We start from the raw sequence: 20,831 nt of genomic DNA, 5'->3' as shown, positions 1-20,831 counted from the left end.
CCTTCAGTCCAGCTTCTTGCGCGTGACGAAGCGGGCGATGCTCAAGAGCACCACGGCATACGCCAGCAGGATCAGGCAGTTGCGCACGATGAGCGACCACACATTGCCCGCGAGGAACAGCGTGCGGATCAGCTCCATGAAATAGGTCGCCGGCAGTGCCCGCCCGACGATGCGCACGACGGTCGGCACATTGCGCAGGTCGAAGAGAAAGCCCGACAACATCAACGACGGCAGGAAGCTCGAAATCAGCGCGACCTGGCTCGCGAGGAACTGGTTGCGCGTCGCCGACGAGATGAGAAGCCCGATGCCCACCGCGACCAGCAGGTAGAGCATGGAGGCGACCACGATGGCGGCGAGCGATCCGTACATGGGCACTTCGAAGAGGAAGCGCGCGGCCAAAAGGCACAGCAGCAGCCCGATCATGCCGATGCCGAAGTAGGGGATGACCTTGGCGAGCAGGATCTCCACCGGCCGCACCGGCGTGACGAAGAGCGCTTCGAGCGTGCCGCGCTCCCATTCGCGCGCCATCACCAGCGCGGTGAGAAAGGCGCCGACCAGCGTCATGATGAGCACGATCAGGCCCGGCACGAGATACCAGGTGCTGGTGTTGGCGCTGTTGAACCACAGCCGCTGTTCGATGGTGATCGCGCCGATGCCCGTGCCTTGCGGCGCACCGCCCGCGCGGTCGGCGATGCGCTGGGCGTTCTGCATGAGCGCGCCGGTCGCGTAGCGCAGCACGATGTTGGCCTTGTTCGCATCTGCGCCGTGCACGATCACCTGGATGCTTGCATCGCCCGCCGCGAGCCGGCGCGAGAAGTCGCCGGGCACGCGCACGATGCCGTCGACCTTGCGCTGGCGCATCAGGGCCTCCGCGTCGCGCATCGAGGTCAGCATCACCGGCGAGATGTACGGCGTGAGCTGCAGGCCCGAGACGGCCTGCGCCGCGGTGGGGGAGGTGTCTTCGAGCACCACAGCCATCGGCGCGTTTTTCACGTCGAGCGAGAGGCCGTAGCCGAAGATCAGGATCAGGATGATCGGCAGCAGGATGCCGATCGCGATGCTGGCCGGGTCGCGGATGAGCTGGCGCGTTTCCTTGCGCGTGAGTGCGACGAGCCGTTGCCAGAAGCGGCGGTGCTTCGCGGCCTGCTCCGATGGCGCGGGATCGGTCATGCGGTGGCTCCCGGCGCCGGCGCGCGCGCGGCTTCGCGCGCCTGCATCACGATGTCGATGAAGGCTTCCTCCATGCTGAGCCGGCTGTCCGCCGCGCCGCCGGCCTGCACGCGCACCTGCTGCGGCGTGCCGATGGCGAGGAGCTTGCCCGCATCCTGGATCACGATGCGGTCGCAGTACTCGGCCTCTTCCATGAAGTGCGTGGTGATGATCACGGTCACGCCCGCAGCAGCGAGCGCGGTGATGCGCCGCCAGAACTCGCGCCGCGCGAGCGGGTCGGTGCCGCTGGTGGGTTCGTCGAGGAACAGGATTTCCGGCTCGTGCAGCAGGCCGGTCGCCATCGCGAGGCGCTGCTTGAAGCCGCCGGGGAGCAGTCCGCTGGTGGCCTGTTCCTGGCCGACCAGGTCGAACTGCTGCAGCACGGTCTGCATGCGGTCGCGCAGCCGGCTGCCGCGCAGGCCGTAGGCGCCGCCGAAGAAGTTCAGGTTCTCGGCGACGGTGAGGTTGCCGTAGAGCGCGAACTTCTGCGAGACGTAGCCGATCTTGCTGCGCGCGTGGGCGCGCGCGGTGCGCAGGTTGACGCCGGCCACCTGCAGGAAGCCGCCGCTCGCGGGCAGCAGTCCGCAAAGCATGCGGAAGGTGGTGGTCTTGCCCGCCCCGTTGGGCCCGAGCAGGCCGAAGATCTCGCCGCGCCGCACGTCGAAGCTGGTGCTGGCGACGGCGGTGAAGTCGCCGAACTTGCGCACGAGGTCCTTCACCTCGATGACGACCTCTTCCCTGGATTCGCCGCTGCCGGGTGCGGTCGCCGCAGCTGGCGCCGGTGCGGCTTCGGACGGGGCCCGCTGCGCGCGCAGCAGCGCCATGAAGCCGTCTTCGAGCCGGGCCGGCACCGGCTCGACCGGCGCACCTTCGAGCAAGGCGTCGAGCGCCGCCGCATCCGCGTCGGGCCGGCGGATGAAGCGCACCGCGCCGCCTTGCGGCACCGCATCGATGATCGAGGCCGGCGCGTCGAGCAGCTTCGCCTGCAGGGTGCGCGGCGCGGTGCCCTTTGGTGGTTTGGCGATGTAGCAGAGGTCCTTCGCGTTGCGGCGGATCTCGTCCGGCGCCCCCTTGGCGATGAGCTTGCCGCCCTGCAGCACGAACACCTGCGCGCAGCGTTCGGCCTCGTCGAGGTAGGCGGTGCTCACGATCACGGAGAGATGTTCCCCGTCCACGAGCTGGTGCACGATCTCCCACAGCTCGCGCCGCGAGAGCGGGTCGACGCCGACCGTGGGCTCGTCGAGCAGCAGCAGCGCCGGCGAGCGCACCAGCGTGCAGGCGAGGCCGAGCTTCTGCTTCATGCCGCCGGAGAGCTTGCCCGCGGGGCGATCGGTGAAGCGGCCGAGGTCGGTCATCTCCATCAGGCGCGCGTAGCGATCGCGGCGCACCGATTGGCCGACGCCATGCAGGTCGGCGTAGAGGTCGAGGTTCTCCTGCACGCTCAGGTCTTCGTAGAGGCCGAAGCGCTGCGGCATGTAGCTGATGCGGTCCTGCACCGATTGCGGGTCTTTCGCGACATCGATGCCGAGCACGCTGAGTGCGCCCTCGTCCGCGCTCATCAGCCCGGCGGCGAGGCGCAGCAGCGTGGTCTTGCCGGCGCCGTCGGGGCCGACCAGCGCGGTGAGCGTGCCGGCGGGCACTTCGAGCGTCACGTCGTCCAGCGCGCGCGTGGGTTCGGCGGCGCCCTTGACCCGGAAGCGCTTGTGCAGGCCGCGGCCCGCGAGCGCCGGCGCGGCGGCGGACATCAGGGCTTGCTCCCGGCGGTCGCGGCGCCGCTGTTCGTATTGGCGTTGCCGCCGTCGAGTGCGAGCCGTACCGTCACCGGCATCCCGAGCCGCAGGCGGTCCTCGGGATCGTCGGCGAGCACGCGGATTTCGTAGACGAGGCTGCTGCGCAACTCCTCGGTCTGCACGGTCTTCGGTGTGAATTCCGCGACCGACGAGATGTAGCCGACCTTGCCGGTGAGCGGCTGGCCCGGATGGCTGTCGGTGTGCAGCGTGGCCGCCATGCCGGGCCTCACGCGGCCGAGCTCCGCTTCGGTCACGTAGGCGCGCACCCATTTCGGATCGGTGATCGCGAGCGTGAACACCGGCCGCTGCGGCGAGGCCATGTCGCCCGGCTCCAAGAGCCGTGCGCGCACCACCGCGTTGATCGGCGCCCGGAGCTGCGCCTGCTCCAGCTGATGCCTGAGCACCGCGAGCGATGCGACCGCCACCTCGAGTTGCGCCTGCGCCTGCGCGATGTCTTCCTTGCGCGGGCCGGTGACGACGAGTTGCTGGGCCTTGCGCGCGTTCTCCAGTTGCGCGAGCGACATCTTCTGACGGGCCTGCGCGGCATCGAGGTCCTGCTGGCTCACCGCGCGGCCGGCGGTGGTCTGCCGGATCGATTGAAGCCGCTCGAGCTGCTGCCGCGCGAGCTCGGCGTCGGCCTGCGCCGCCGCGACCTGCGCGCGCGATTGCGCGATTTCTTCGGGGCGGCTGCCGGTCCTGAGCTTCTGCAGCACCTGCTGCTGCACCGCGATCTGCGCCTCCGACTGGGCGATCTGCAGTTCCAGCGTGCGCGTGTCGAGCTCGCCGAGCACCTGGCCGGCGGTGACGCGATCGCCTTCCTGCACGTTGAGCCTGCCGATGCGCTCGGCGCCGTTGAAGGCGAGCGACACCTGCCGCAGATCGACATTGCCGTAGAGCACCAGTTCGTGTGCGTTGCCGGGCTGGCGGTTGAAGAACCACGCCGCGAAAGCGGTCGCGGCCACGAGAACGATGGCCCCGAGGATGATCGGCTTCTTGTTCATGGTCTCTCTCTACGTATGGATGACGCTGCGTTGTCGATGAATTGGAGATTGCTCACGGCCGCCCGCCGCGCTCGCCTGCGCGACCAGCCAGGCGCGAAAGAGCGTGAGCGCCGGCCGCTCGTCTTCGACGGCGGGCGTCACCAGGTAGTAGCTGCGCTTGCCGCGCAGGGGGCGGTCGCAGGCGATGACGAGTTCGCCGCGCGCGAGCTCGTTCTGGATGGCCAGCGTCGGCATCAGCGCCACGCCGAGCCCGTGCGCCGCGGCGATCGCGATCATCGAGAACAGCTCGTAGCGCGGCCCGCTGTGGGCGCGCGGCGCGTCGACGTCCTGCGCGTCGAACCACTGCCGCCAGCCGTCGGGCCGCGTGCTCTGCTGCAGGAGCGGCATGCGCGCGATCGCGGCGGGCGTGAGCGTCTTGCGGCCCGCGAGCAGCGCGGGGCTGCAGACCGGAATCACGTCTTCCTCGATCAGCACGGTCGATTTCGTGCCGGCCCAGTTGGCGGTCTGCGTCGCTGTGCCGGCGTAGATCGCGGCGTCGAAAGGCGTGTCGTTGAAGAGGAAGGGGCGCGTGCGCGTCTCGATGTGCACCGTGATGTCCGGGTGCTTCTCCGCGAAATCCGGCAGGCGCGGAATGAGCCAGCGGGTCGCGAAGGTGGGCACCGCGGCGAGCTGCAGCGAGCCGCCCTGGCCCTGCCGCGCCATCGCGTCGAGCGTGTCGCGCTCCATGGTGTCGAGCTGGCGCGCGATCTGGCGCGCATAGTCGGCGCCGGCCGGCGTCAGCGCCACGCCATGCCGGGTGCGGCGGAAGAGGGCGATGCCGAGGAAGACCTCCAGCGCGGTGATCTGGCGCGACACCGCGCTCTGCGTGAGTGCGAGTTCCTGCGCGGCGCGGGTGTAGCTTTCGTGCCGCGCGGCGGCCTCGAAGCAGATGAGCGACTGGGTGGAAGGGATCTTGCGGCGCATGGTATGCGGAGGCTACATAGTTGAATCGCGGGTGGGACCAATAGAACGGCCTCGTCGCATTGTGCTATGACGTGCGCAGAACGCATAACTGGGTGTCGAATCATCGTTTGCGCTCGTCCCGCGGCGCGCTTACGATGACGGCCGATTCAGTCCTTCTGCCCCCACTTTCCCCCCGGAGACCTCCAAATGGCCATCAAGAACGCCCCTTTCCAATGGGACGACGCCCTCCTGCTCGACCAGCAGCTCACCGACGAAGAGCGCATGGTGCGCGACGCCGCCAATGCCTACTGCCAGGAGCGCCTCGCGCCGCGCGTGATCGAAGGTTTCCGCAAGGGTGAAACCGACCCCGCCGTCTTCCGCGAGATGGGCGCCCTCGGCCTCCTGGGCCCGACGATCCCCGAGCAGTACGGCGGCCCGGGCCTGAACTACGTCTGCTACGGCCTCATCGCGCGCGAAGTCGAGCGCGTGGATTCGGGCTTCCGCTCGATGGCCAGCGTGCAGAGCTCGCTGGTGATGGTGCCGATCAACGAATTCGGCACCGAGGCGCAGAAGCAGAAGTACCTGCCCAAGCTCGCCACCGGCGAATGGATCGGCTGCTTCGGCCTCACCGAGCCCGACCACGGCTCCGATCCCGGCAGCATGGTCACCCGCGCCAGGAAGGTGCCGGGCGGCTACGCGCTCACCGGCAACAAGATGTGGATCAGCAACAGCCCGATCGCCGACGTGTTCGTGGTCTGGGCCAAGGAAGTCACCGAAAGCGGCACCGTCGGCCCGATCCGCGGCTTCGTGCTCGAAAAGGGCATGAAGGGCCTGAGCGCTCCGGCGATCCACGGCAAGGTCGGCCTGCGCGCCTCGATCACCGGCGAAATCGTCATGGACAACGTGTTCTGCCCCGAAGAGAACGCCTTCCCCGAAGTGCGCGGCCTCAAGGGCCCGTTCACCTGCCTCAACAGCGCGCGCTACGGCATCTCGTGGGGTGCGCTCGGCGCGGCGGAAGACTGCTGGCACCGCGCCCGCAACTACGTGCTGGAGCGCAAGCAGTTCGGCCGCCCGCTCGCCGCCAACCAGCTCATCCAGAAGAAGCTCGCCGACATGCAGACCGAGATCACGCTGGGCCTGCAAGGCTGCCTGCGCCTCGGCCGCATGAAGGACGAAGGCACCGCATCGGTCGAAGTCACCTCGCTGCTCAAGCGCAATTCGTGCGGCAAGGCGCTGGACATCGCGCGCCTGGCCCGCGACATGATGGGCGGCAACGGCATCAGCGACGAATTCGGCGTGGCACGCCATCTGGTCAACCTCGAGGTGGTGAACACCTACGAAGGCACGCACGACATCCACGCGCTCATCCTCGGCCGCGCACAAACGGGCATCGCTGCCTTCGCCAACTGATGACTGCTCCGGCCGCAACGCAGGGCGCCCTCGCGGGCATCAAGGTTCTCGACCTGTCCCGCGTGCTTGCGGGGCCGTGGTGCACCCAGATCCTCGCGGACCTGGGGGCCGACGTCGTCAAGATCGAACGCCCGGGCGTGGGCGATGACACCCGCACCTGGGGCCCGCCCTTCCTGAAGGACGCAGAGGGCAACGACACCAACCAGGCGACCTATTTCACCGCCTGCAACCGCAACAAGCGCTCGGTCACGATCGACATGGCCACGCCGGACGGCCAGGCGCTGCTCCGGCAGATGGCCGCGCAGAGCGACATCGTGGTCGAGAACTTCAAGACCGGCGGGCTCAAGCAGTACGGGCTGGACTACGAAAACCTGCGCGCGATCAATCCGCGCCTCATCTACTGCAGCGTGACCGGCTTCGGCCATGACGGCCCGCACGCGAACCGCGCCGGCTACGACCTGATGATCCAGGCCACCAGCGGCATGATGAGCATCACCGGCCGTCCCGACGACGTGCCCGGGGGCGGCCCGCTGCGCGTCGGCGTGGCGCTGACCGACCTCTTCACCGGCGTGTACGCGAGCACCGCGATCCTCGCCGCGCTCGAAGTACGGCATCGCACCGGCGAGGGACAGCACATCGACATGGCGCTGCTCGACGTGGGCATGGCGATCCTCGCGAACCAGGCGAGCGCCTTTCTCAACACCGGCAACGTGCCGCAGCGGCAGGGCAACACGCACCCGAGTCTCGCGCCGTACCAGGACTTCCATACCAAGGACGGGTCGATGTTGCTGGCCATTGGCAACAACGGCCAGTTCGCGCGCTTCTGCGAAGCGGCGGGCCATGCCGACTGGGCAGCCGATCCGCGCTTCGCGACCAACACGCTGCGGGTGCGCCACCGCGAAGTGCTGATCCCGCAGATGGAAGAAGTCACGCGCACCCGCACCACCGCCGAGTGGATCGCGCTGCTCGAGGACAAGGCGGTGCCCTGCGGCCCGATCAACGACATCGGGCAGGCCTTCGACGACGAGCAGGTCAAGGCGCGCGGCCTCGCGGTGACCTTGCCGCGCAACGCGGGCGACGGCATCGAGAGCATCACCGGCGTGGCGAGCCCGCTGCGGCTCCAGGCCACGCCGCCGGTGCTGCGCAACGCACCGCCGGCGCTCGGGCAGCACACCGACGAAGTGCTGGCCGAGCTTGGCATCGACCCGCAACGACGCGCCGCGCTGCGCGACGCGGGCGTGGTGTGAACCACGCGGGCCAGGCCGGCGTGCAGCGCGCAGCGCGCGCCGCCGCCTGTCCTGCACCCGACACGCTCACCCCGGCCGATCGCTACGAAGAGCTCTTTGCGGCCGTGCAATCAGGCCGCGTGTTCGCCGACAGCAAGACCTTCGTCGACTGCGTGCCCCGCATGGAGCCCGCGGACATCCTGGCGGCCTACCGCGCGCAATCGACGCGGCCGGGCTTCGATCTGCCGGCCTTCGTCGATGCGCATTTCGACGCGGCGGCGCAGGCGCCTTCGGTCTACGAGTCGGTACCGGGCCAGCCGCTGGTCGCGCACATCGACGATCTCTGGGACGTGCTCACGCGGCATCCGCAGGCGCATCCTCCACGTTCGTCGCTGCTGCAGCTGCCGCACGCCTACCTCGTGCCCGGCGGGCGATTCCGCGAGATCTACTACTGGGACTCGTACTTCACCATGCTGGGCCTCGACGCTGAGCGCCATGCACCGCTCATCCGCGGCATGGTGGAAAACTTCGCCTACCTGATCGATACCTACGGCCACGTGCCCAACGGCAATCGCATCTACTACCTGAGCCGCTCGCAGCCGCCCGTCTTCGCGCTGATGGTCGAGCTGGCGCATCGGCGCGGCGTGATCCGGGAGATCGACTTCCTGCCGCAGCTTCGCAAGGAGCATGCGTTCTGGATGGCCGGCGCCGATGGCACGGCCGAGGGCCAGGCCAGCCGCCGCGCGGTGCGCCTCGCGGACGGCGCGCTGCTCAACCGCTACTGGGACGATCGCGACACGCCGCGCGAGGAATCGTGGATCGAGGACGTGACGACCGCAAAATCGTGCAGGCGCGATCCCGCCGACATCTACCGCAACATCCGTGCGGCCTGCGAATCGGGCTGGGACTTCAGCACACGGTGGCTGCGCGCGCCGCAGGCGCACGACGAGCAGCGCAGCTGTGAGCATGTGCGTGCCCGCAGCGCACCATCGCTCGCGAGCATTTGCACCACGGACATCCTGCCTGTGGACCTCAATGCCCTTCTCTACGGGCTCGAAACGAAGATCGCGGCGCTGTCGAAGCAGTCGGGCGACGCGACAACCGCCGCGGCTTTCGCCGAAAAGGCCGAAGCGCGCAAGGCGGCCATGACGGCGCTTTTCTGGGATGACGGGCAAGGCGCCTATTTCGACTACGACTGGCGCCTCGGCCAACGGCGCGATTGCCTCACGGCGGCCTGCGTGACGCCGCTGTTCGTCGGTGCGGCAGAGCCGGCGCATGCGCAGGCGCTCGCAACCACCGTCGCAAACCGGATGCTTGCGCCCGGCGGACTCTCGACCACCGAGTGCGCGAGCGACCAGCAATGGGACCGGCCCAACGGTTGGGCCGCGCTGCAATGGATGGCGGTGCGCGGATTCGCCGACCATGGGTGCGACGACCTTTCTCGAACCCTCTCGCATCGGTGGCTCGCGACCGTGGCCGCGCTCTATGAGCGCGAAGGCAAGCTGGTCGAGAAATATGCGCTGCGCTGCCTCGAGCACGACGACACGTGCGGTGGCCACGGCGGCGAATACCCGCTGCAGGACGGCTTCGGCTGGACCAACGGCGTTACCGCGGCCTTGCTGGCCGAGCATCCGCAGCACACCGCCCACGGCTGCACGGCGCATTCGACGGCGCCGCTGCATCGCTGAAGAGCGCGGGGATCTCGCTGCGGCCCACGCCCAGATCGCACAGTTCGCGCTCGCTCATCGCGCGCAGATGGCGGTGGTCCTGCCGCGCGCGGTGCGCGTTGCGGATCAACTCCAGAACGGCAGCGAAGAAGGCGGGCTTGGGCGGTTGCATGAAAGGCTCCTCGGACGGAGCGTCATCTTGCAAGCCGGCGTGCTATTGTGGAAGTTGAGAATTCTGTGACGAACGATCAGCTTTCCTGATGAGACACCTCAACCTCGATCAACTTCGCACGCTGGTGTCCATTGCCGACCTCGGCACCTTCTCCGCCGCCGCCAACGCGCTGCATCTCGCGCAGCCCACGGTGAGCCTGCACGTCAGCGAACTCGAATCGCGCCTCGATGTCCAGCTGCTGGTGCGCGGCGCGCGCCGCATCACGCCCACCGCCGCCGGTGCCGCGCTGGTGGAGCGGGCGCGCAGGCTGCTGCGCGATGCCGACGATGCGATCGACGTGGTGCGCCGCCGGGCCGAGGGACGCATGGGGCGCGTCCGGCTGGGCACCTCGACCGGCGTGGTGGTCGAACTGCTGCCGCAGGTGCTCGAGGCGCTGGAGCAGGACCATCCCGGCATCGACGTCGAAGTGAGCATCCTCGGCTCGACCGAGACCATGTCGCGCCTCGCGATGGGCACGCTGGACGTGGGCCTCGTCGCGATCCCGCAGCCGCCGATGCGCGACCTGGTGGTCACGCGATGGCGCAGCCAGCCGATGATGGCGTTCGTTCCGAAGAAGTGGGAAGCGCCCAGGCGCGTCACGCCGCGCTGGCTGGCCGGGCGGCCGCTGATCTTCAACGACGCGACCACGCACATGTACCGGCTGACGATGGAATGGTTCGCCGCGGCGGGCGAATCGCCGCGGCCGCGCATCGAGCTCAATTTCGATGCGGCGATGCGCAGTCTCGTCGCGGCCGGCTACGGCGCGGCGGTGCTGCCGGTACACCAGCCGGTGGGCGCGGAGCTCAACGAGCGGCTGCAGGTGCTGCCGCTGAGTCCGAAGCTCACGCGCCACCTCGGCATCGCGCACCGGCCGAAGCCGGCGCTCGACGGCGCGACCGCTACGGTACTGAGGGTTCTTTCGGCGTTCGCGCAGCGGTAGTCAGGCCGCGCGGCCGATGAGCGCGATCGCGAAGACGACCACGCCGAGCAGCAGGTTCAGCCCGACGAGCTTGCGAATGGTGTCGAGGTTGGACGCTGCCACGGGCCACGCGCGCGTGATGACCGCGCTCTTCAGGCGAGGAAACGGCGCGAACCGGATGTGCAGGTAGATCGCCATCATCACCAACCCGAGCGCGAGCATGGCGTGCACGTTCCATCGCACGTTCGCGAAGCCGCCGGCCAGCCAGACCATGCCGAAGCCGGTGGCGAGCAGCAGCACGATCGCGCTCGACACGCCGACGAAGAAGCGCCCGAGCGTCGCCGCGAGAAACGGCAGCCGCTGCGGCGGCTCGAGCGTGGCGACCGCCGCCGGCCGCACGGCGAAGTGCATCAGCGCCATGCCGCCGACCCAGAAGGCGGCAGCGAGAGTGTGGACGAAGAGGAGGGCGGTGTAAGGCGAGGGCATGGCCGAGCGTAGAACGCCGCTCCACGTTCGGTCAATCAACCTTGATGCCGGCGGCCTTCACGACTTGCTGCGCCTTCGCCGTCTCAAGGGCGAGGAACTTGTCGAACTGCGCTGAAGGCATCGTGAAGGGCTCGGCACCGAGCTTGTCCAGGCGTGCCTTCAGATCGGGCGATTCCATGATCTTGCTGACCTCGGCCTGCACGCGGTCGACGACGGGCCTGGGTGTCTTCGCAGGTGCGAACAGGCCGACCCAGAACAGGTACTCGGAACCCGGCACGCCGGCCTCGACGGTGGTCGGGATCTCCGGCATCACCGCGGAGCGCTTGCCGGTGCCGACCGCGAGTGCCTTGAGCCGGCCGTCCTTGATGAGCGGCAGCGCGGAGACCATCGGCGCGAAGAACCAGTCGATGCGGCCGCCCATCACTTCGGTCATGGCCTCGGGCGTGCCGCGGAAGGGCACGTGCTGTGCCTGCAATCCCGCCGCGAGCCGGAACACCTCCGCATTCATGTGCGTGGCCGAGCCGTTGCCGGCCGATGCGTAGTTGAATCCACCGGGCTTGGCCTTGGCCTGCGCGACCAGGTCTTTCACGTCCGCGAAGCGGCTGGGTGAGGTCACCAGCACATTGGGCAGGCTCGCGAGCGGCGTGATGCCGGCGAAGTCCTTGAGCGTGTCGTACGACAGGTTCGGATAGATCGCCGGGTTGACCAGGTGCCCGGCGGAGTGGACGAGGAGCGTGTAGCCATCCGCCGGCGCCTTCGCGACCTGCGTCGCGCCGAGCGTGCCGCCCGCGCCCGGCTTGTTGTCGATGATGACGCTGGTGCCGAGCGCGGGCCCGAGCTTCTCGGCCACGAGACGGGCCACGATGTCGGTGCCGCTGCCCGCGGTGAAGGGCACGATCAGCCGGATCGTCTGCGCGTGCGGCCAGTCGCCCTCGGCATGGGCCCCGCCGATGGCCAGGAGCGCGAGCGAGGCCGCGAGCAGGCTGCGCCGGCCGGGGATGAATGTCGTCATGTCTTGTCTCCGTTGGAATCGTTGTGGTTTCGAAATGCGACGAATCGATGGCGTGTGGCTCAGGCTGGCGGCGCGTTGGCCATCACCAGCGCGACCAGCGCAGGCCGGTCGGTGCGGTTGACGAGCTGCCGCTTCTCGCCGGGCGCGAAGCGGCAGCTGTCGTAGGGGCCGAGTTCGTGCTCCTCGCGTTGCCCGTCGAATTCGCCGACCACGGTCAGCCGGCCCTCGAGCACGAGATAGAGCTTCTCGATCGGCGAGCCGTCGAGCGTGGTGCGGCCGCCAGGGAGGAGCTGGCTCATGCCCATCCACATCTGCGTCGAAGGGCCGGCTTCCTTGCCCTGCAGGCGCAGGCAGCGCATGTCGAAGTGGTTGGGTGCCTCGTAGGCGGGTGCTTCGTCGAAGCGGGTCACGTGCATCGCTTGTCTCCTCCGTGTGGATTCAGGGGCGCAGCACGACGCGGTCCGTGCTGCCGGAGAGCACCAGCCGGTAGGCGTCGATCGCTTCATCGAGCCCGTAGGCCCGCGCCACCGGGAAGGGCTTGAGCGTGCCGCGCTCGAAGCCCTCGCGCATCGCGTCGAGCTGCGCGGTGGACGCGATGCAGTCCATCGCGAGCGAGTCGATGCCCACGTAGGTGTGCATGCCGCGGTAGAACGCGAAGATGTCGAAGGGCACCGCGCGGTCGTGCGTGGAGATGAAGATCTGCGTGGCGCCCTTGGCCATCGACTTGTTCGCGGCGTCGAAGTAGGCGCTCCCCACGGTGTTGTAGGCAATGTCCACGCCGCGCCCGCCGGTGAGTTCGCGAACGCGCGCGGCGACTTCGCCGTCCCGCGCATCGATCACGTCGACCGGCGCGCACGCGAAGCCCTCGAACGGTCCCGCGCGCCGCTGCACCGCGATCACGCGCGCGCCGCCCTGTGCGGCGAGCTGTACCGCGGCCTGGCCGACCTTGCCGTTCGCCCCGAGCACCAGCACCGTCTGCCCGGCATGCGGCATGCCGCTGCGGCGAAAGCCTTCGTAGGCGGTGACGAAGGGCACGCCGACCGCGCCGGCCTCGTCCATCGAGATGCCGCGCGGCTTGTTGCGCAGCGCCTCCACCGGCAGCACGAGGAAGCGCGCATGCGAGCCGTCGCGCGTGATGCCCACGTCGCCGCCCGATCCGTAGACCTCGCGGCCGATCCAGTCGCCCGGTCCATCGACCACCACGCCCGCGAAGTCGCGGCCCGGCGTCCGCGGCCACACCGCCTGCGGCATGATGCCCAGCGTGGCTTTCACGTCGCTGGGGTTGACCGCGGCGGCGCACACCCTGACCACCGCGAAACCCGGCTTGGCCAGCGGCTGCGCTTGCGGCGCGGCTTCGAGCCGAAGCTCGTCGAGCTGCGCTGCCTTCTGGCTCACGCGCAGTGCAAGCGCCCTGTCGCTTTCTGCAATCACCGCGCTCATGGGGTGACCTCCGTGCTCCGCACTGCGGTGCGGAGCCCCCTTCGGGACGGCCGTGCGGGCGCTCATGGGCGTGCCTCCCCGAGTCCCAGCATCGCGCGCGCCTCGCGCGCCGTGGCGACTTCGCCGCCCAGGCTCCGGATGATGTCGCGCGCCTTCGCGACGAGCTGCGCGTTGCTTTGCGCGAGCACGCCCTTTTCGAGATAGATGTTGTCTTCCATGCCCACGCGCACGTGGCCGCCGAGCAGCCACGCCTGCGCGACGATCGGGAATTCCATGCGGCCGATGCCGAAGGCGCTCCAGAAGGCGCCGCGCGGCAGCATGTCGCGTGCGTACAGCACGGTTTGCGGTGTCGGCATGAAGCCGTACTTCACGCCGAGGACGAAGGTCCACATGCCGGGACCGTCGAGCGTGCCGTCTGCGATGAGGTCGAGCGCCATGTGGATGTCGCCCGAATCGAAGATCTCGAGCTCCGGCTTCACGCCGGCCTCGCGCATCACCTTCGCCATGCGGCGCACGTTCTTCGGCGTGTTGATGACGACGTCCGGGCCCGAATTCATCGTGTTCAGATCGAGCGAGCAGACGTCGGGCCTGATCAGCGCAATGTGCGCAACGCGCTGCTCCGGCGGCAGCAGCGTGCTGCCGGGCGCGGCGACCTTCGGGTCGTCCTCGCTCGGAATGAAGCGGCCACCGGGGCCGGTCGTGAGGTTGACGATCAGCGCGCGATTGCTGCGGCGGATGCGGTCGACCACCTCGCGGTAGAGATCGACATCCATCGAAGGCCGGCCCGTCTTCGGGTCGCGCACATGGATGTGCACCTGGCCCGCGCCGGCTTCGGCGGCGGCGAGGCATTCGTCGGCGATCTGCGTGGGCGTGATCGGCAGGTGGGGCGTCTGCTCGGGCTTTACGAGGTTGCCCGTGACCGCGCAGGTGATCAGCGTCTTGCTGTTCATGGGGCCCCCACGCTTGCCGCTTCGCGTGCTGCGCTGCCCCCGAGGGGGCCATCGCGCCTTTGGGCGGCCATGCGGCGCTCATAGGTGCCGCCCTCCATCCACGACGATGCGCGTGCCGGTGACGAAGCGCATCGTGGTCGCGAGCGCCTCGATCGCCGCCGCCACGTCCTCTGGCGAGCCGATGCGGCCAAGCGGCGTGGTGGTAGCCATCTTGGCCTTGAAGTCCTCCCCGCGCCCGGGCACGAAGGACGACTCGACCGCGCCCGGCGACACCGACACCACGCGCACCGCGGGCGCGAGCACCTTGGCGAGTGCATCGCCCACCACGTCGAGCCCGGCCTTCGCCGCGACGTACGCGAGGTTGCTGCCCACGCCGGTGAAGCCCGCGATGGACGACACGTTGACCACCAGAGCGTCGCCGCTCTGCTTGAGCAGCGGCGCGAACACGCGGATGGTCGCGAACACGCCGCGGAAGTTGGCGCGCATCAGGTCGTCGATGAGCTCGTCGGTCAGCGCTTCGAGATCGGCGGCCGCGACCGGCTGTGTGTGGCCGGCGCTGTTCACGAGGATGTCGCAACGGCCGTAGGTGGACTGCACCTCGGCCGCCGCCTTGCGCAGGCTCGGTGTATCGACGATGTCGGCGCGGATCGCCGAGTGGCGCTGCGCGCTGCCGCCCGGCAACGCAGCGGTGCGCGCGGCGCCGTCATCGCCGCGGCGGTGCAGCAGCACACAGGTCGCGCCGAGCGCCGCGAGCCGGCGTGCCGTCGCATAGCCGATGGCGCCGAGTCCGCCGGTGATGACCGCGACCTTGCCGTCGAGTCGGGAGGTGGGTTCGAAGCTCATGAAGTCCTGAAAGAAGGTGAGATGGAGGAAGAAATTCGGGGGCTGCCGCGGGCAAGCCTGCGGGTGTTCAGGGAATTGGGGGTGAGGGAATTTCATCTCGCCAGGCTCGAGAACGAAGTCGTGCCGCAGCGTCGCCTGGCCCGTGCCTTCCTGCGGTTCGAAGCGACCGATCAGCCGGCGCGTGACGCCGAACACCGGATCGCTTTCGAGGTTCTCGTCGTCGTCCGCGAAGACCTGCGTGATCAGCACCTTGTGCCCCGGCTTGCTCACCATGAAGTGCAGGTGCGCGGGCCGGTTGGGATGCCGCTGCTGCGCACGCAGCAGCTCGCCGCAGGGGCCGTCGGTGGGCACCGGATAGCCGGACGGCCGCACGGTCCGGAGCCGGAAGCGGCCTTCATCGTCGGTCTTGAAGCGGCCGCGCAGGTTCATGTCGTCCTGCGACTCGTCCTGGTTCTCGTAGAGCCCGACCGGCGAGGCCTGCCACACATCGACCGTCGCCCCCGCGATCGGCTGGCCCGCGCCGTTGCGCACCGTGCCCGTGACCTCCAGCGGCGTGCCGGGCGTTTCCGAGCGCGCGATGCTCTCGCCCGCATCGCACAGCGGCGCGTTCGCGCGCCAGAACGGCCCGAGCAGCGCGGCGGGCGATTCGCCCTGCGGATCCTGGTTGTTGAGCAGCGCGACCAGCGTCGAGACGCCGAGCAGGTCGGCGGCGAGCACGACCTCGTTCTTCTTCTCGCCGCTGGCCTGCCCGATCGCGACGATGAAGCCGAGCGCGCGCTCGAACTCCTCTTCGGTCAGCTTCACCTCCTGCACGAAGGCATGCAGATGGCGCGTGAGGGACTCCATCACGGTGCGCAGGCGCGGATCGGGCGTGCGGGCCATGGACCGGGTGGCCATCTCGAGCACGGAGTCGGGGGTGGTGACGATGTTCATGGTGGGCGGGAAATTGGCTGCAAACGTTTGCACATTATTTGGCCAGACGGTGGCTGAGTAAAATTCGGGAATTCCCTCGACCCCCAAGAAATCAGGGTCATAAGCTGAGGCTTTGCACGATCAAACGTTTGCATCAATGAACCCGCACCAGTCCTCCGCCGTCACCATCCGCGATGTCGCCCAGGCGGCGGGCGTGCATGTGTCGACGGTGTCGCGCGCGCTCAATCCCGACAAGCGCGGTCTCATCAGCGCCGAGGTGCTGCGGGTGGTGGAGGAAGCGGCGCAGCGGCTCGGCTACCGGCCGAACCGCGCGGCGTCGGCGCTGCGTACGGGGCGCACGCAGACCATCGGCGTACTGCTGCCCGACATCACCAACCCGGTGTTCCCGCCGATCCTGCAGGGCATCGAGGCGAGCGCGGCGGCGCGCGGCTTCTTCGTCTTCGTCGCCAACGTGGCGGACCATGTGCTGGCGCAGCCGATCGTCGAGCGCATGCTCGCGCAGCGCGTGGACGGGCTCGTGATGGCGATCGCCACGCGCGACGATCCGCTGGTGGATTTCATCGTCCGGGCGGGCATGCATGCGGTGCTCGTGAACCGCGCGGACGAGAGCGGCCGCCTGCCCGCGGTGGTGAGCGACGACCGGCTCGCGATGAAGCTCGCGGTCGATCACCTGGTCGCGACCGGTCATCGCCGCATCGCGCATCTCGCGGGTCCGCAGGACGTGCCGACCGGCGTTGCCCGAAGGCAGGGCGTGGAGCAGGCGCTGCGTGACCGCGGGCTCGAGCTGGCCTGCGTCGCCGAATGCGAGGGCTACACCCGCGAAGCCGGCCGCGAGGCGATGCGCAAGCTGCTCGCGGAGAACGAGCGGCCCGACGCGGTGGTGTGCTGCAACGACCTCGTCGCGCTCGGCGCCTACGACGTGCTGCGCGAACTTCGCATCAAGGTGCCGCGCGACATCTCCATCACCGGGCACAACGACATGCCGCTGGTCGACATGGTGAATCCGCCGCTCACCACCATCCGCCTGCCGCATCGCGAACTCGGGTGGCGTGCCGCGGAGATGCTCTTCGACGAGATCGACGGCAAGGCGCTGTCGGCCTCGACGGTGGTGCTGCGGCCCGAGCTCGTCGTGCGCGAATCGACGCGCAAGGCGGCGACCGGAAGCTGAGCGCCTTGGCGGCTGGTCTCAGGTGCGCCGGTTGACCAGCACGATGCCAATCCCCACGCCGGCGAGGGCCAGCACCAGTTGCAGCGTGAGCGGCTCCGCGAGCAGCATCACCCCGAACACCAGCGCGAAGAGCGGCGTGAGAAAGGTGAACGACGACACGCGCGTGGCCGGGTAGTGCCGCAGCATCCACATCCAGGCGAGGTAGCTCGCGAAGGCGCCGATCGCGGTCTGCAGCGCGATCGAGAACCATGCATAGCCGGAATACGCGAACCCCCACGCTTCGCCGAGCACGAGCGACAGCACCGGCAGGATCGCCGCGGTGACCGCGATCTGATAGAAGAGCGCCTTCTCGGCGCTGGCCGTCGCCAGCCGCGTGGTGCGGATCGCGAGGGTGGTCAGCCCCCACAGCACGCCGCCCAGGAGCGCGAGTGCGTCGCCCTGAAGCTGGCCCGGACTGCTGCTGCCGAAGCTCTCGCTGAAGGCCAGCACCACGCCGCAGAAGGCGATTGCGAGGCCGATCCACTGGATGCCGCGCAGCCGCTCCGACCGCACGAAGCGCGGCAGCAGCAGCGCCACCACGAAGGGCGAGGTGTAGAGAAACACCGTGAGCCGCGATGCGCTCGTGCGCTGCAGCCCGAGGTAGATGCAGGTGAACTCGCCCGCGAACAGCGCGCCAGCAAGCAGCCCGCCGATCAGGGTGCCGTCGCGCTCGAACAGCGGGACATTGCGCCAGCGGCACCACAGCCACAGCAGCACCACGGCACCGCTCATGCGGATGGCGGCTTGCCACATCGGCGGCACTTCGGCGACCGTGGTCTTGATGAGGATCTGCTGCAGTCCCCAGAACGCGCAGCAGGCGATGAGGAGCGCGGTGGCGCGGGTGTCGAGGTGGTCCTTGCGGTCGATCATTCGGTCGTTGTCTCTTCTTGTTCGTTGTCGGGCGCGGCGGGATTCAGGGGGACGCGAGCGGATAGTCCGGCCTGCTGCGCGTGCCGATCGTGAGGTCGTTCACCACGTTCTCCACGTCGGGCACCTTGCGCGCGGTCTTTTCGAGCCGCTCGCGCAGCCGCTTGTCGGGCACGCAGCCCTGCAGGTAGATCCAGCGGCGCTGCACCATCACCCAGACGCTGCCGCGCCGCAGCCCCGGCACGCTCTCGAGCGCCTGGCGCACCTGCGGGGCGATGGTCTTGTCGTAGCGGTAGGCGTTGCTGTCCTTGCAGCGGCCTTCGAGCCAGCAGCTCGTGCCGCGCTCGAGACGGGCGTGCATCTGCGAACGGATCTCGGCCTGGGTGTAGAGCGGCCCGAGCGGCGCCGGGCAGCCCGGGAGACCGGACGACACCTGGAAGAAGGGGTCGTCGAAGAAGTTGGTCCGCGTCTCGTCCGCGCCGTGGGCCCCCTGCATGCCTGCGCCCGCGAGCGCCGCCGCGACCAGACAGTGGGCGCGCGCGCGGGGCTTCAAAGCGGATGTTCGGTGTAGAAGCGTCCGCCGTGGAAGAGCAATGGCGAAGCGCCGGGGGTGTGGGTGCAGCGCTCGACTTCGCCGACGAAGATCACGTGGTCGCCTTCGTCGTAGCGGCTGCGGTTGAAGCACTCGAAGCAGGCTGCCGCGCCCTCGAGCAGCGGAGCGCCGCCGACGCCCTCGGTGTAGGCGACCTGCGCCCAGCGGTCCACGTTCTTCGACGCGAAGCGCTCCGCCAGCTCCTTCTGGCTGGCCGAGAGGATGTTGATCGCGTAATGCGACCCCGCGCTGAACGCCGCCATCGAGGCCGCGCTGCGCGCGAGGCTCCACAGCACCAGCGGCGGCTCGAGCGACACCGAATTGAATGAGTTCGCGGTGAGCCCGATGAGCGCACCGCTGGCGGAACGCGCGGTGACGATGGTCACGCCGGTGGCGAACATGCCAAGCGATGCGCGGAATTCGTCGGTCGAAAAAGTAGGCGGTTTCGCCTGGGCGGGAGCGGTCACGGGGCAGCGGGAAAGTGGAGGGCTATTCTGGCCGATCCTGCGGAAACGCGTCCGCGCACCTTGGCGTGGCGGCGGGGGAATGCCGCATGACGGACGCCGCCCGCATCCATCGCGTGATTGACCATCAACCGGCGAAGGCCGGAGGTGGCACGAATCCGCCGAATTCGCGCTCGGCGAGTTCGGCAAAGGCGATGGTCATCCGATCTTCCAGGTAGGGGCCGATGGCCTGGACCCCGATCGGGAGGCCGCTCTTTCCAAAGCCGATGGGTAGCGCGGTGGCGGGCAGACCGGCCAGCGTGGCCAGGCGCACCCAGACCGCTTGCTGTGCATAGGGAATCGGCTTGCCATCGATGTCGATCCGCCGCGAGCGCATCTCCGTATGGTCGTGCGCGAAGGCGGGTGTGGGCAACACGGGGCAAATCACCAGATCCCATTCCGAAAAGAACATTCGCCACTGATGGACGATGCGTGTGCGGACGCGGTCGGCGCCGATCCAGTCGCGATGGCTCAGCACCAGGCTGCGCAATTCAGCGGCTTCCTGGCCATCGACGTTGGCGGGTATGCCTGCCGCCAGATCCTGAAGCGCTCGGTAGTCGCCGAAAGGCATGTTCGCGCCCAGAAAGGACAGGAACAAAGGATCGAATGTCCGCGTGACAAGCGCCAGGTCGGGCAGCAAGGGACTTTGCGATGCGAGCTTGCAGCCGGTGCGGGCCAGCCTGGCCGTGAAGTCCTGCATCGCGATGCGTACCTCGCTCGAAACTGCCAGCATCGGATGGTCTTCCAGCACCAGGACCTTGAAGTCGGCCAGCCGTGCATGGCGCGAGGGAGGCAGCGCGAGTCGATAGGCGACCGCCTGGGCTTCGTCAGGTCCCGCGATCACATCCAGCGCCAATGCGAGATCAGCGGCACTGCGCGCCATCGGCCCCGCCACGGCCAGATCCACGTCGGGGCTTACCGACAGCATGGGGACGCCCGGTGGAGCCGATCCGCGCAGCGGCACAAGGCCCTGGCTGGGCTTGTGCGCGTAGACGCCGCAGCAATGCGCCGGAACGCGCAGGGAACCGTTGAAGTCACTGCCGAGTTCGAGCGGGACATAGCCCGCTGCGAGTGCCGCCGCCGAGCCACCGGATGATCCGCCGGGCGTGCGGGCGAGGTCCCACGGGTTGCGCGTGACGCCATAGTCGGCGTTGTAGGTTTGCCAGTCGGCCAGCGAGGTCGGGACATTCGTCTTTCCGAGAATCACTGCGCCCGCGTCCTTGAGGCGTTGCACGGCAACGGCATCTTGTTCGCACGCGATCTTCCCGGTGCCGGGAATGCCATGCGTTTTCGGCAACCCCGCCACGCTGAAGGATTCCTTCACGGTCATCGGCACGCCAAGAAGCGGACGGCGTTCGCCGCGTGCAAGCGCCGTGTCCGCAGCCGCAGCGGCAACCCTGGCGCGCTCGAAGTCGCGCACTACGACCGCGTTGAGCGTGTCGTCGTACCGCTCGATGCGCGCAATGGCCTCGTTCAGAAGTTCTGTCGCCGAGATCTCACGTGATCGCAAAGCAGCGGCTGAATCGACCGTCGTTCTGAAGTTCATCCTTGCTCCTATTCGGGTTCGAGAGAGGCGCCATCGTGGCCGGCATCCGATCGTTGCGCCTGATCATTCTTGCGAGG

At 68.8% G+C, this 20,831-nt stretch carries 20 protein-coding genes and 1 pseudogene; 5 read left to right on the top strand and 16 right to left on the bottom strand.

Annotation, left to right across the window (positions count from 1 at the left end; genetic code table 11):
• Positions 1–3 precede the first annotated feature (3 nt).
• From ACQ858_RS21500 to ACQ858_RS21485, 4 genes are read right to left on the bottom strand one after another with little or no spacing between them, the layout of a single operon-like run.
• On the bottom strand, positions 4–1,170 hold the full coding sequence (locus ACQ858_RS21500; RefSeq protein WP_431274552.1) for an ABC transporter permease: 1,167 nt from the start codon (positions 1,168–1,170) through the stop codon (positions 4–6).
• A complete protein-coding gene (locus ACQ858_RS21495) occupies positions 1,167–2,954 on the bottom strand; it encodes an ATP-binding cassette domain-containing protein (protein ID WP_431274551.1) in 1,788 nt (595 codons plus the stop codon). Before ACQ858_RS21495 ends, ACQ858_RS21500 begins: the two co-directional genes overlap by 4 nt.
• A complete protein-coding gene (locus ACQ858_RS21490; protein WP_431274550.1) occupies positions 2,954–4,000 on the bottom strand; it encodes an HlyD family efflux transporter periplasmic adaptor subunit in 1,047 nt (348 codons plus the stop codon). The genes ACQ858_RS21495 and ACQ858_RS21490 overlap by 1 nt, the downstream gene beginning before the upstream one ends.
• Positions 4,001–4,009: 9 nt before the next feature.
• Positions 4,010–4,963 (bottom strand): LysR substrate-binding domain-containing protein, encoded by a 954-nt coding sequence (locus ACQ858_RS21485; protein WP_431274549.1) that lies wholly within the window; start codon positions 4,961–4,963, stop codon positions 4,010–4,012.
• 186 nt (positions 4,964–5,149) lie between these two features.
• Here ACQ858_RS21485 and ACQ858_RS21480 point away from each other — a divergent pair, with 186 nt between their 5' ends.
• From ACQ858_RS21480 to treF, 3 genes are read left to right on the top strand one after another with little or no spacing between them, the layout of a single operon-like run.
• On the top strand, positions 5,150–6,352 hold the full coding sequence (locus ACQ858_RS21480) for an acyl-CoA dehydrogenase (RefSeq protein WP_431274548.1): 1,203 nt from the start codon (positions 5,150–5,152) through the stop codon (positions 6,350–6,352).
• Complete coding sequence (locus tag ACQ858_RS21475; protein WP_431274547.1) at positions 6,352–7,599, top strand: CaiB/BaiF CoA transferase family protein; 1,248 nt, start codon at positions 6,352–6,354, stop codon at positions 7,597–7,599. Before ACQ858_RS21480 ends, ACQ858_RS21475 begins: the two co-directional genes overlap by 1 nt.
• Complete coding sequence (gene treF, locus ACQ858_RS21470) at positions 7,596–9,266, top strand: alpha,alpha-trehalase TreF (RefSeq protein ID WP_431274546.1); 1,671 nt, start codon at positions 7,596–7,598, stop codon at positions 9,264–9,266. Before ACQ858_RS21475 ends, treF begins: the two co-directional genes overlap by 4 nt.
• On the opposite strand, the gene ACQ858_RS21465 is transcribed toward treF, so the two are convergent.
• Complete coding sequence (locus ACQ858_RS21465) at positions 9,184–9,417, bottom strand: DUF1127 domain-containing protein (RefSeq protein WP_431274545.1); 234 nt, start codon at positions 9,415–9,417, stop codon at positions 9,184–9,186. The two genes, treF and ACQ858_RS21465, sit on opposite strands and share 83 nt — an antisense overlap.
• An 88-nt stretch (positions 9,418–9,505) precedes the next feature.
• Between ACQ858_RS21465 and ACQ858_RS21460 the strand changes: the two genes are divergently transcribed.
• The gene (locus tag ACQ858_RS21460; protein ID WP_431274544.1) at positions 9,506–10,396 is read left to right on the top strand and encodes a LysR family transcriptional regulator; all 891 of its coding nucleotides are present in this window, start codon (positions 9,506–9,508) and stop codon (positions 10,394–10,396) included.
• On the opposite strand, the gene ACQ858_RS21455 is transcribed toward ACQ858_RS21460, so the two are convergent.
• The 7 genes and pseudogenes from ACQ858_RS21455 to ACQ858_RS21425 all read right to left on the bottom strand — a co-directional run.
• Positions 10,397–10,861 carry a CopD family protein gene (locus tag ACQ858_RS21455; RefSeq protein WP_431274543.1) on the bottom strand — a complete coding sequence of 155 codons (465 nt, stop codon included), beginning with the start codon at positions 10,859–10,861 and terminating at the stop codon, positions 10,397–10,399.
• A 31-nt stretch (positions 10,862–10,892) separates the two neighbouring features.
• Positions 10,893–11,873: a tripartite tricarboxylate transporter substrate binding protein gene (locus ACQ858_RS21450; RefSeq protein WP_431274542.1), complete on the bottom strand. Its 981-nt coding sequence runs from the start codon at positions 11,871–11,873 to the stop codon at positions 10,893–10,895.
• Between the two features lie 59 nt (positions 11,874–11,932).
• Positions 11,933–12,289, bottom strand: coding sequence for a cupin domain-containing protein (locus tag ACQ858_RS21445; RefSeq protein ID WP_431274541.1), 357 nt, complete (start codon positions 12,287–12,289; stop codon positions 11,933–11,935).
• Between the two features lie 22 nt (positions 12,290–12,311).
• Positions 12,312–13,313: a quinone oxidoreductase family protein gene (locus tag ACQ858_RS21440; protein WP_431274540.1), complete on the bottom strand. Its 1,002-nt coding sequence runs from the start codon at positions 13,311–13,313 to the stop codon at positions 12,312–12,314.
• A gap of 62 nt (positions 13,314–13,375) precedes the next feature.
• A complete protein-coding gene (locus ACQ858_RS21435; protein WP_431274539.1) occupies positions 13,376–14,263 on the bottom strand; it encodes a 3-keto-5-aminohexanoate cleavage protein in 888 nt (295 codons plus the stop codon).
• Between the two features lie 78 nt (positions 14,264–14,341).
• Entirely contained in the window at positions 14,342–15,106 is a 765-nt protein-coding gene (locus tag ACQ858_RS21430) for an SDR family NAD(P)-dependent oxidoreductase (RefSeq protein WP_431276918.1), read from the bottom strand.
• Between the two features lie 69 nt (positions 15,107–15,175).
• A pseudogene (locus tag ACQ858_RS21425) lies at positions 15,176–16,039 on the bottom strand (dioxygenase); the annotation flags it as partial.
• A 136-nt stretch (positions 16,040–16,175) separates the two neighbouring features.
• Here ACQ858_RS21425 and ACQ858_RS21420 point away from each other — a divergent pair.
• Positions 16,176–17,207, top strand: coding sequence for a LacI family DNA-binding transcriptional regulator (locus tag ACQ858_RS21420; protein ID WP_431274538.1), 1,032 nt, complete (start codon positions 16,176–16,178; stop codon positions 17,205–17,207).
• Positions 17,208–17,225: 18 nt separating this feature from the next.
• Here the strand turns inward: ACQ858_RS21420 and ACQ858_RS21415 are convergent, their stop codons facing one another.
• The 4 genes from ACQ858_RS21415 to ACQ858_RS21400 form a co-directional block, all read right to left on the bottom strand.
• Positions 17,226–18,116 (bottom strand): DMT family transporter, encoded by an 891-nt coding sequence (locus ACQ858_RS21415; RefSeq protein ID WP_431274537.1) that lies wholly within the window; start codon positions 18,114–18,116, stop codon positions 17,226–17,228.
• Positions 18,117–18,159: 43 nt separating this feature from the next.
• The gene (locus ACQ858_RS21410) at positions 18,160–18,666 is read right to left on the bottom strand and encodes a BON domain-containing protein (protein WP_431274536.1); all 507 of its coding nucleotides are present in this window, start codon (positions 18,664–18,666) and stop codon (positions 18,160–18,162) included.
• The gene (locus ACQ858_RS21405; protein WP_431276917.1) at positions 18,663–19,106 is read right to left on the bottom strand and encodes a flavin reductase family protein; all 444 of its coding nucleotides are present in this window, start codon (positions 19,104–19,106) and stop codon (positions 18,663–18,665) included. The genes ACQ858_RS21410 and ACQ858_RS21405 overlap by 4 nt, the downstream gene beginning before the upstream one ends.
• A 190-nt stretch (positions 19,107–19,296) precedes the next feature.
• A complete protein-coding gene (locus ACQ858_RS21400) occupies positions 19,297–20,754 on the bottom strand; it encodes an amidase (protein ID WP_431274535.1) in 1,458 nt (485 codons plus the stop codon).
• Between the last annotated feature and the right edge of the window lie 77 nt (positions 20,755–20,831).

This window comes from Variovorax ureilyticus, from assembly GCF_050632185.1.
Taxonomy (GTDB): domain Bacteria; phylum Pseudomonadota; class Gammaproteobacteria; order Burkholderiales; family Burkholderiaceae_C; genus Variovorax; species Variovorax ureilyticus_A.
The sequence above is the reverse complement of the archived record's forward strand: the minus strand, read 5'-3'. Positions and strand labels throughout refer to the sequence as shown.

Coding starts and splice junctions, on each gene's coding strand:
- ACQ858_RS21500 (WP_431274552.1), bottom strand. CDS start 1,170: ATGACCGATCCCGCGCCATCGGAGCAGGCCGCGAAGCACCGCCGCTTC.
- ACQ858_RS21495 (WP_431274551.1), bottom strand. CDS start 2,954: ATGTCCGCCGCCGCGCCGGCGCTCGCGGGCCGCGGCCTGCACAAGCGC.
- ACQ858_RS21490 (WP_431274550.1), bottom strand. CDS start 4,000: ATGAACAAGAAGCCGATCATCCTCGGGGCCATCGTTCTCGTGGCCGCG.
- ACQ858_RS21485 (WP_431274549.1), bottom strand. CDS start 4,963: ATGCGCCGCAAGATCCCTTCCACCCAGTCGCTCATCTGCTTCGAGGCC.
- ACQ858_RS21480 (WP_431274548.1), top strand. CDS start 5,150: ATGGCCATCAAGAACGCCCCTTTCCAATGGGACGACGCCCTCCTGCTC.
- ACQ858_RS21475 (WP_431274547.1), top strand. CDS start 6,352: ATGACTGCTCCGGCCGCAACGCAGGGCGCCCTCGCGGGCATCAAGGTT.
- ACQ858_RS21465 (WP_431274545.1), bottom strand. CDS start 9,417: ATGCAACCGCCCAAGCCCGCCTTCTTCGCTGCCGTTCTGGAGTTGATC.
- ACQ858_RS21460 (WP_431274544.1), top strand. CDS start 9,506: ATGAGACACCTCAACCTCGATCAACTTCGCACGCTGGTGTCCATTGCC.
- ACQ858_RS21455 (WP_431274543.1), bottom strand. CDS start 10,861: ATGCCCTCGCCTTACACCGCCCTCCTCTTCGTCCACACTCTCGCTGCC.
- ACQ858_RS21450 (WP_431274542.1), bottom strand. CDS start 11,873: ATGACGACATTCATCCCCGGCCGGCGCAGCCTGCTCGCGGCCTCGCTC.
- ACQ858_RS21445 (WP_431274541.1), bottom strand. CDS start 12,289: ATGCACGTGACCCGCTTCGACGAAGCACCCGCCTACGAGGCACCCAAC.
- ACQ858_RS21440 (WP_431274540.1), bottom strand. CDS start 13,313: ATGAGCGCGGTGATTGCAGAAAGCGACAGGGCGCTTGCACTGCGCGTG.
- ACQ858_RS21435 (WP_431274539.1), bottom strand. CDS start 14,263: ATGAACAGCAAGACGCTGATCACCTGCGCGGTCACGGGCAACCTCGTA.
- ACQ858_RS21430 (WP_431276918.1), bottom strand. CDS start 15,106: ATGAGCTTCGAACCCACCTCCCGACTCGACGGCAAGGTCGCGGTCATC.
- ACQ858_RS21420 (WP_431274538.1), top strand. CDS start 16,176: ATGAACCCGCACCAGTCCTCCGCCGTCACCATCCGCGATGTCGCCCAG.
- ACQ858_RS21415 (WP_431274537.1), bottom strand. CDS start 18,116: ATGATCGACCGCAAGGACCACCTCGACACCCGCGCCACCGCGCTCCTC.
- ACQ858_RS21405 (WP_431276917.1), bottom strand. CDS start 19,106: ATGTTCGCCACCGGCGTGACCATCGTCACCGCGCGTTCCGCCAGCGGT.
- ACQ858_RS21400 (WP_431274535.1), bottom strand. CDS start 20,754: ATGAACTTCAGAACGACGGTCGATTCAGCCGCTGCTTTGCGATCACGT.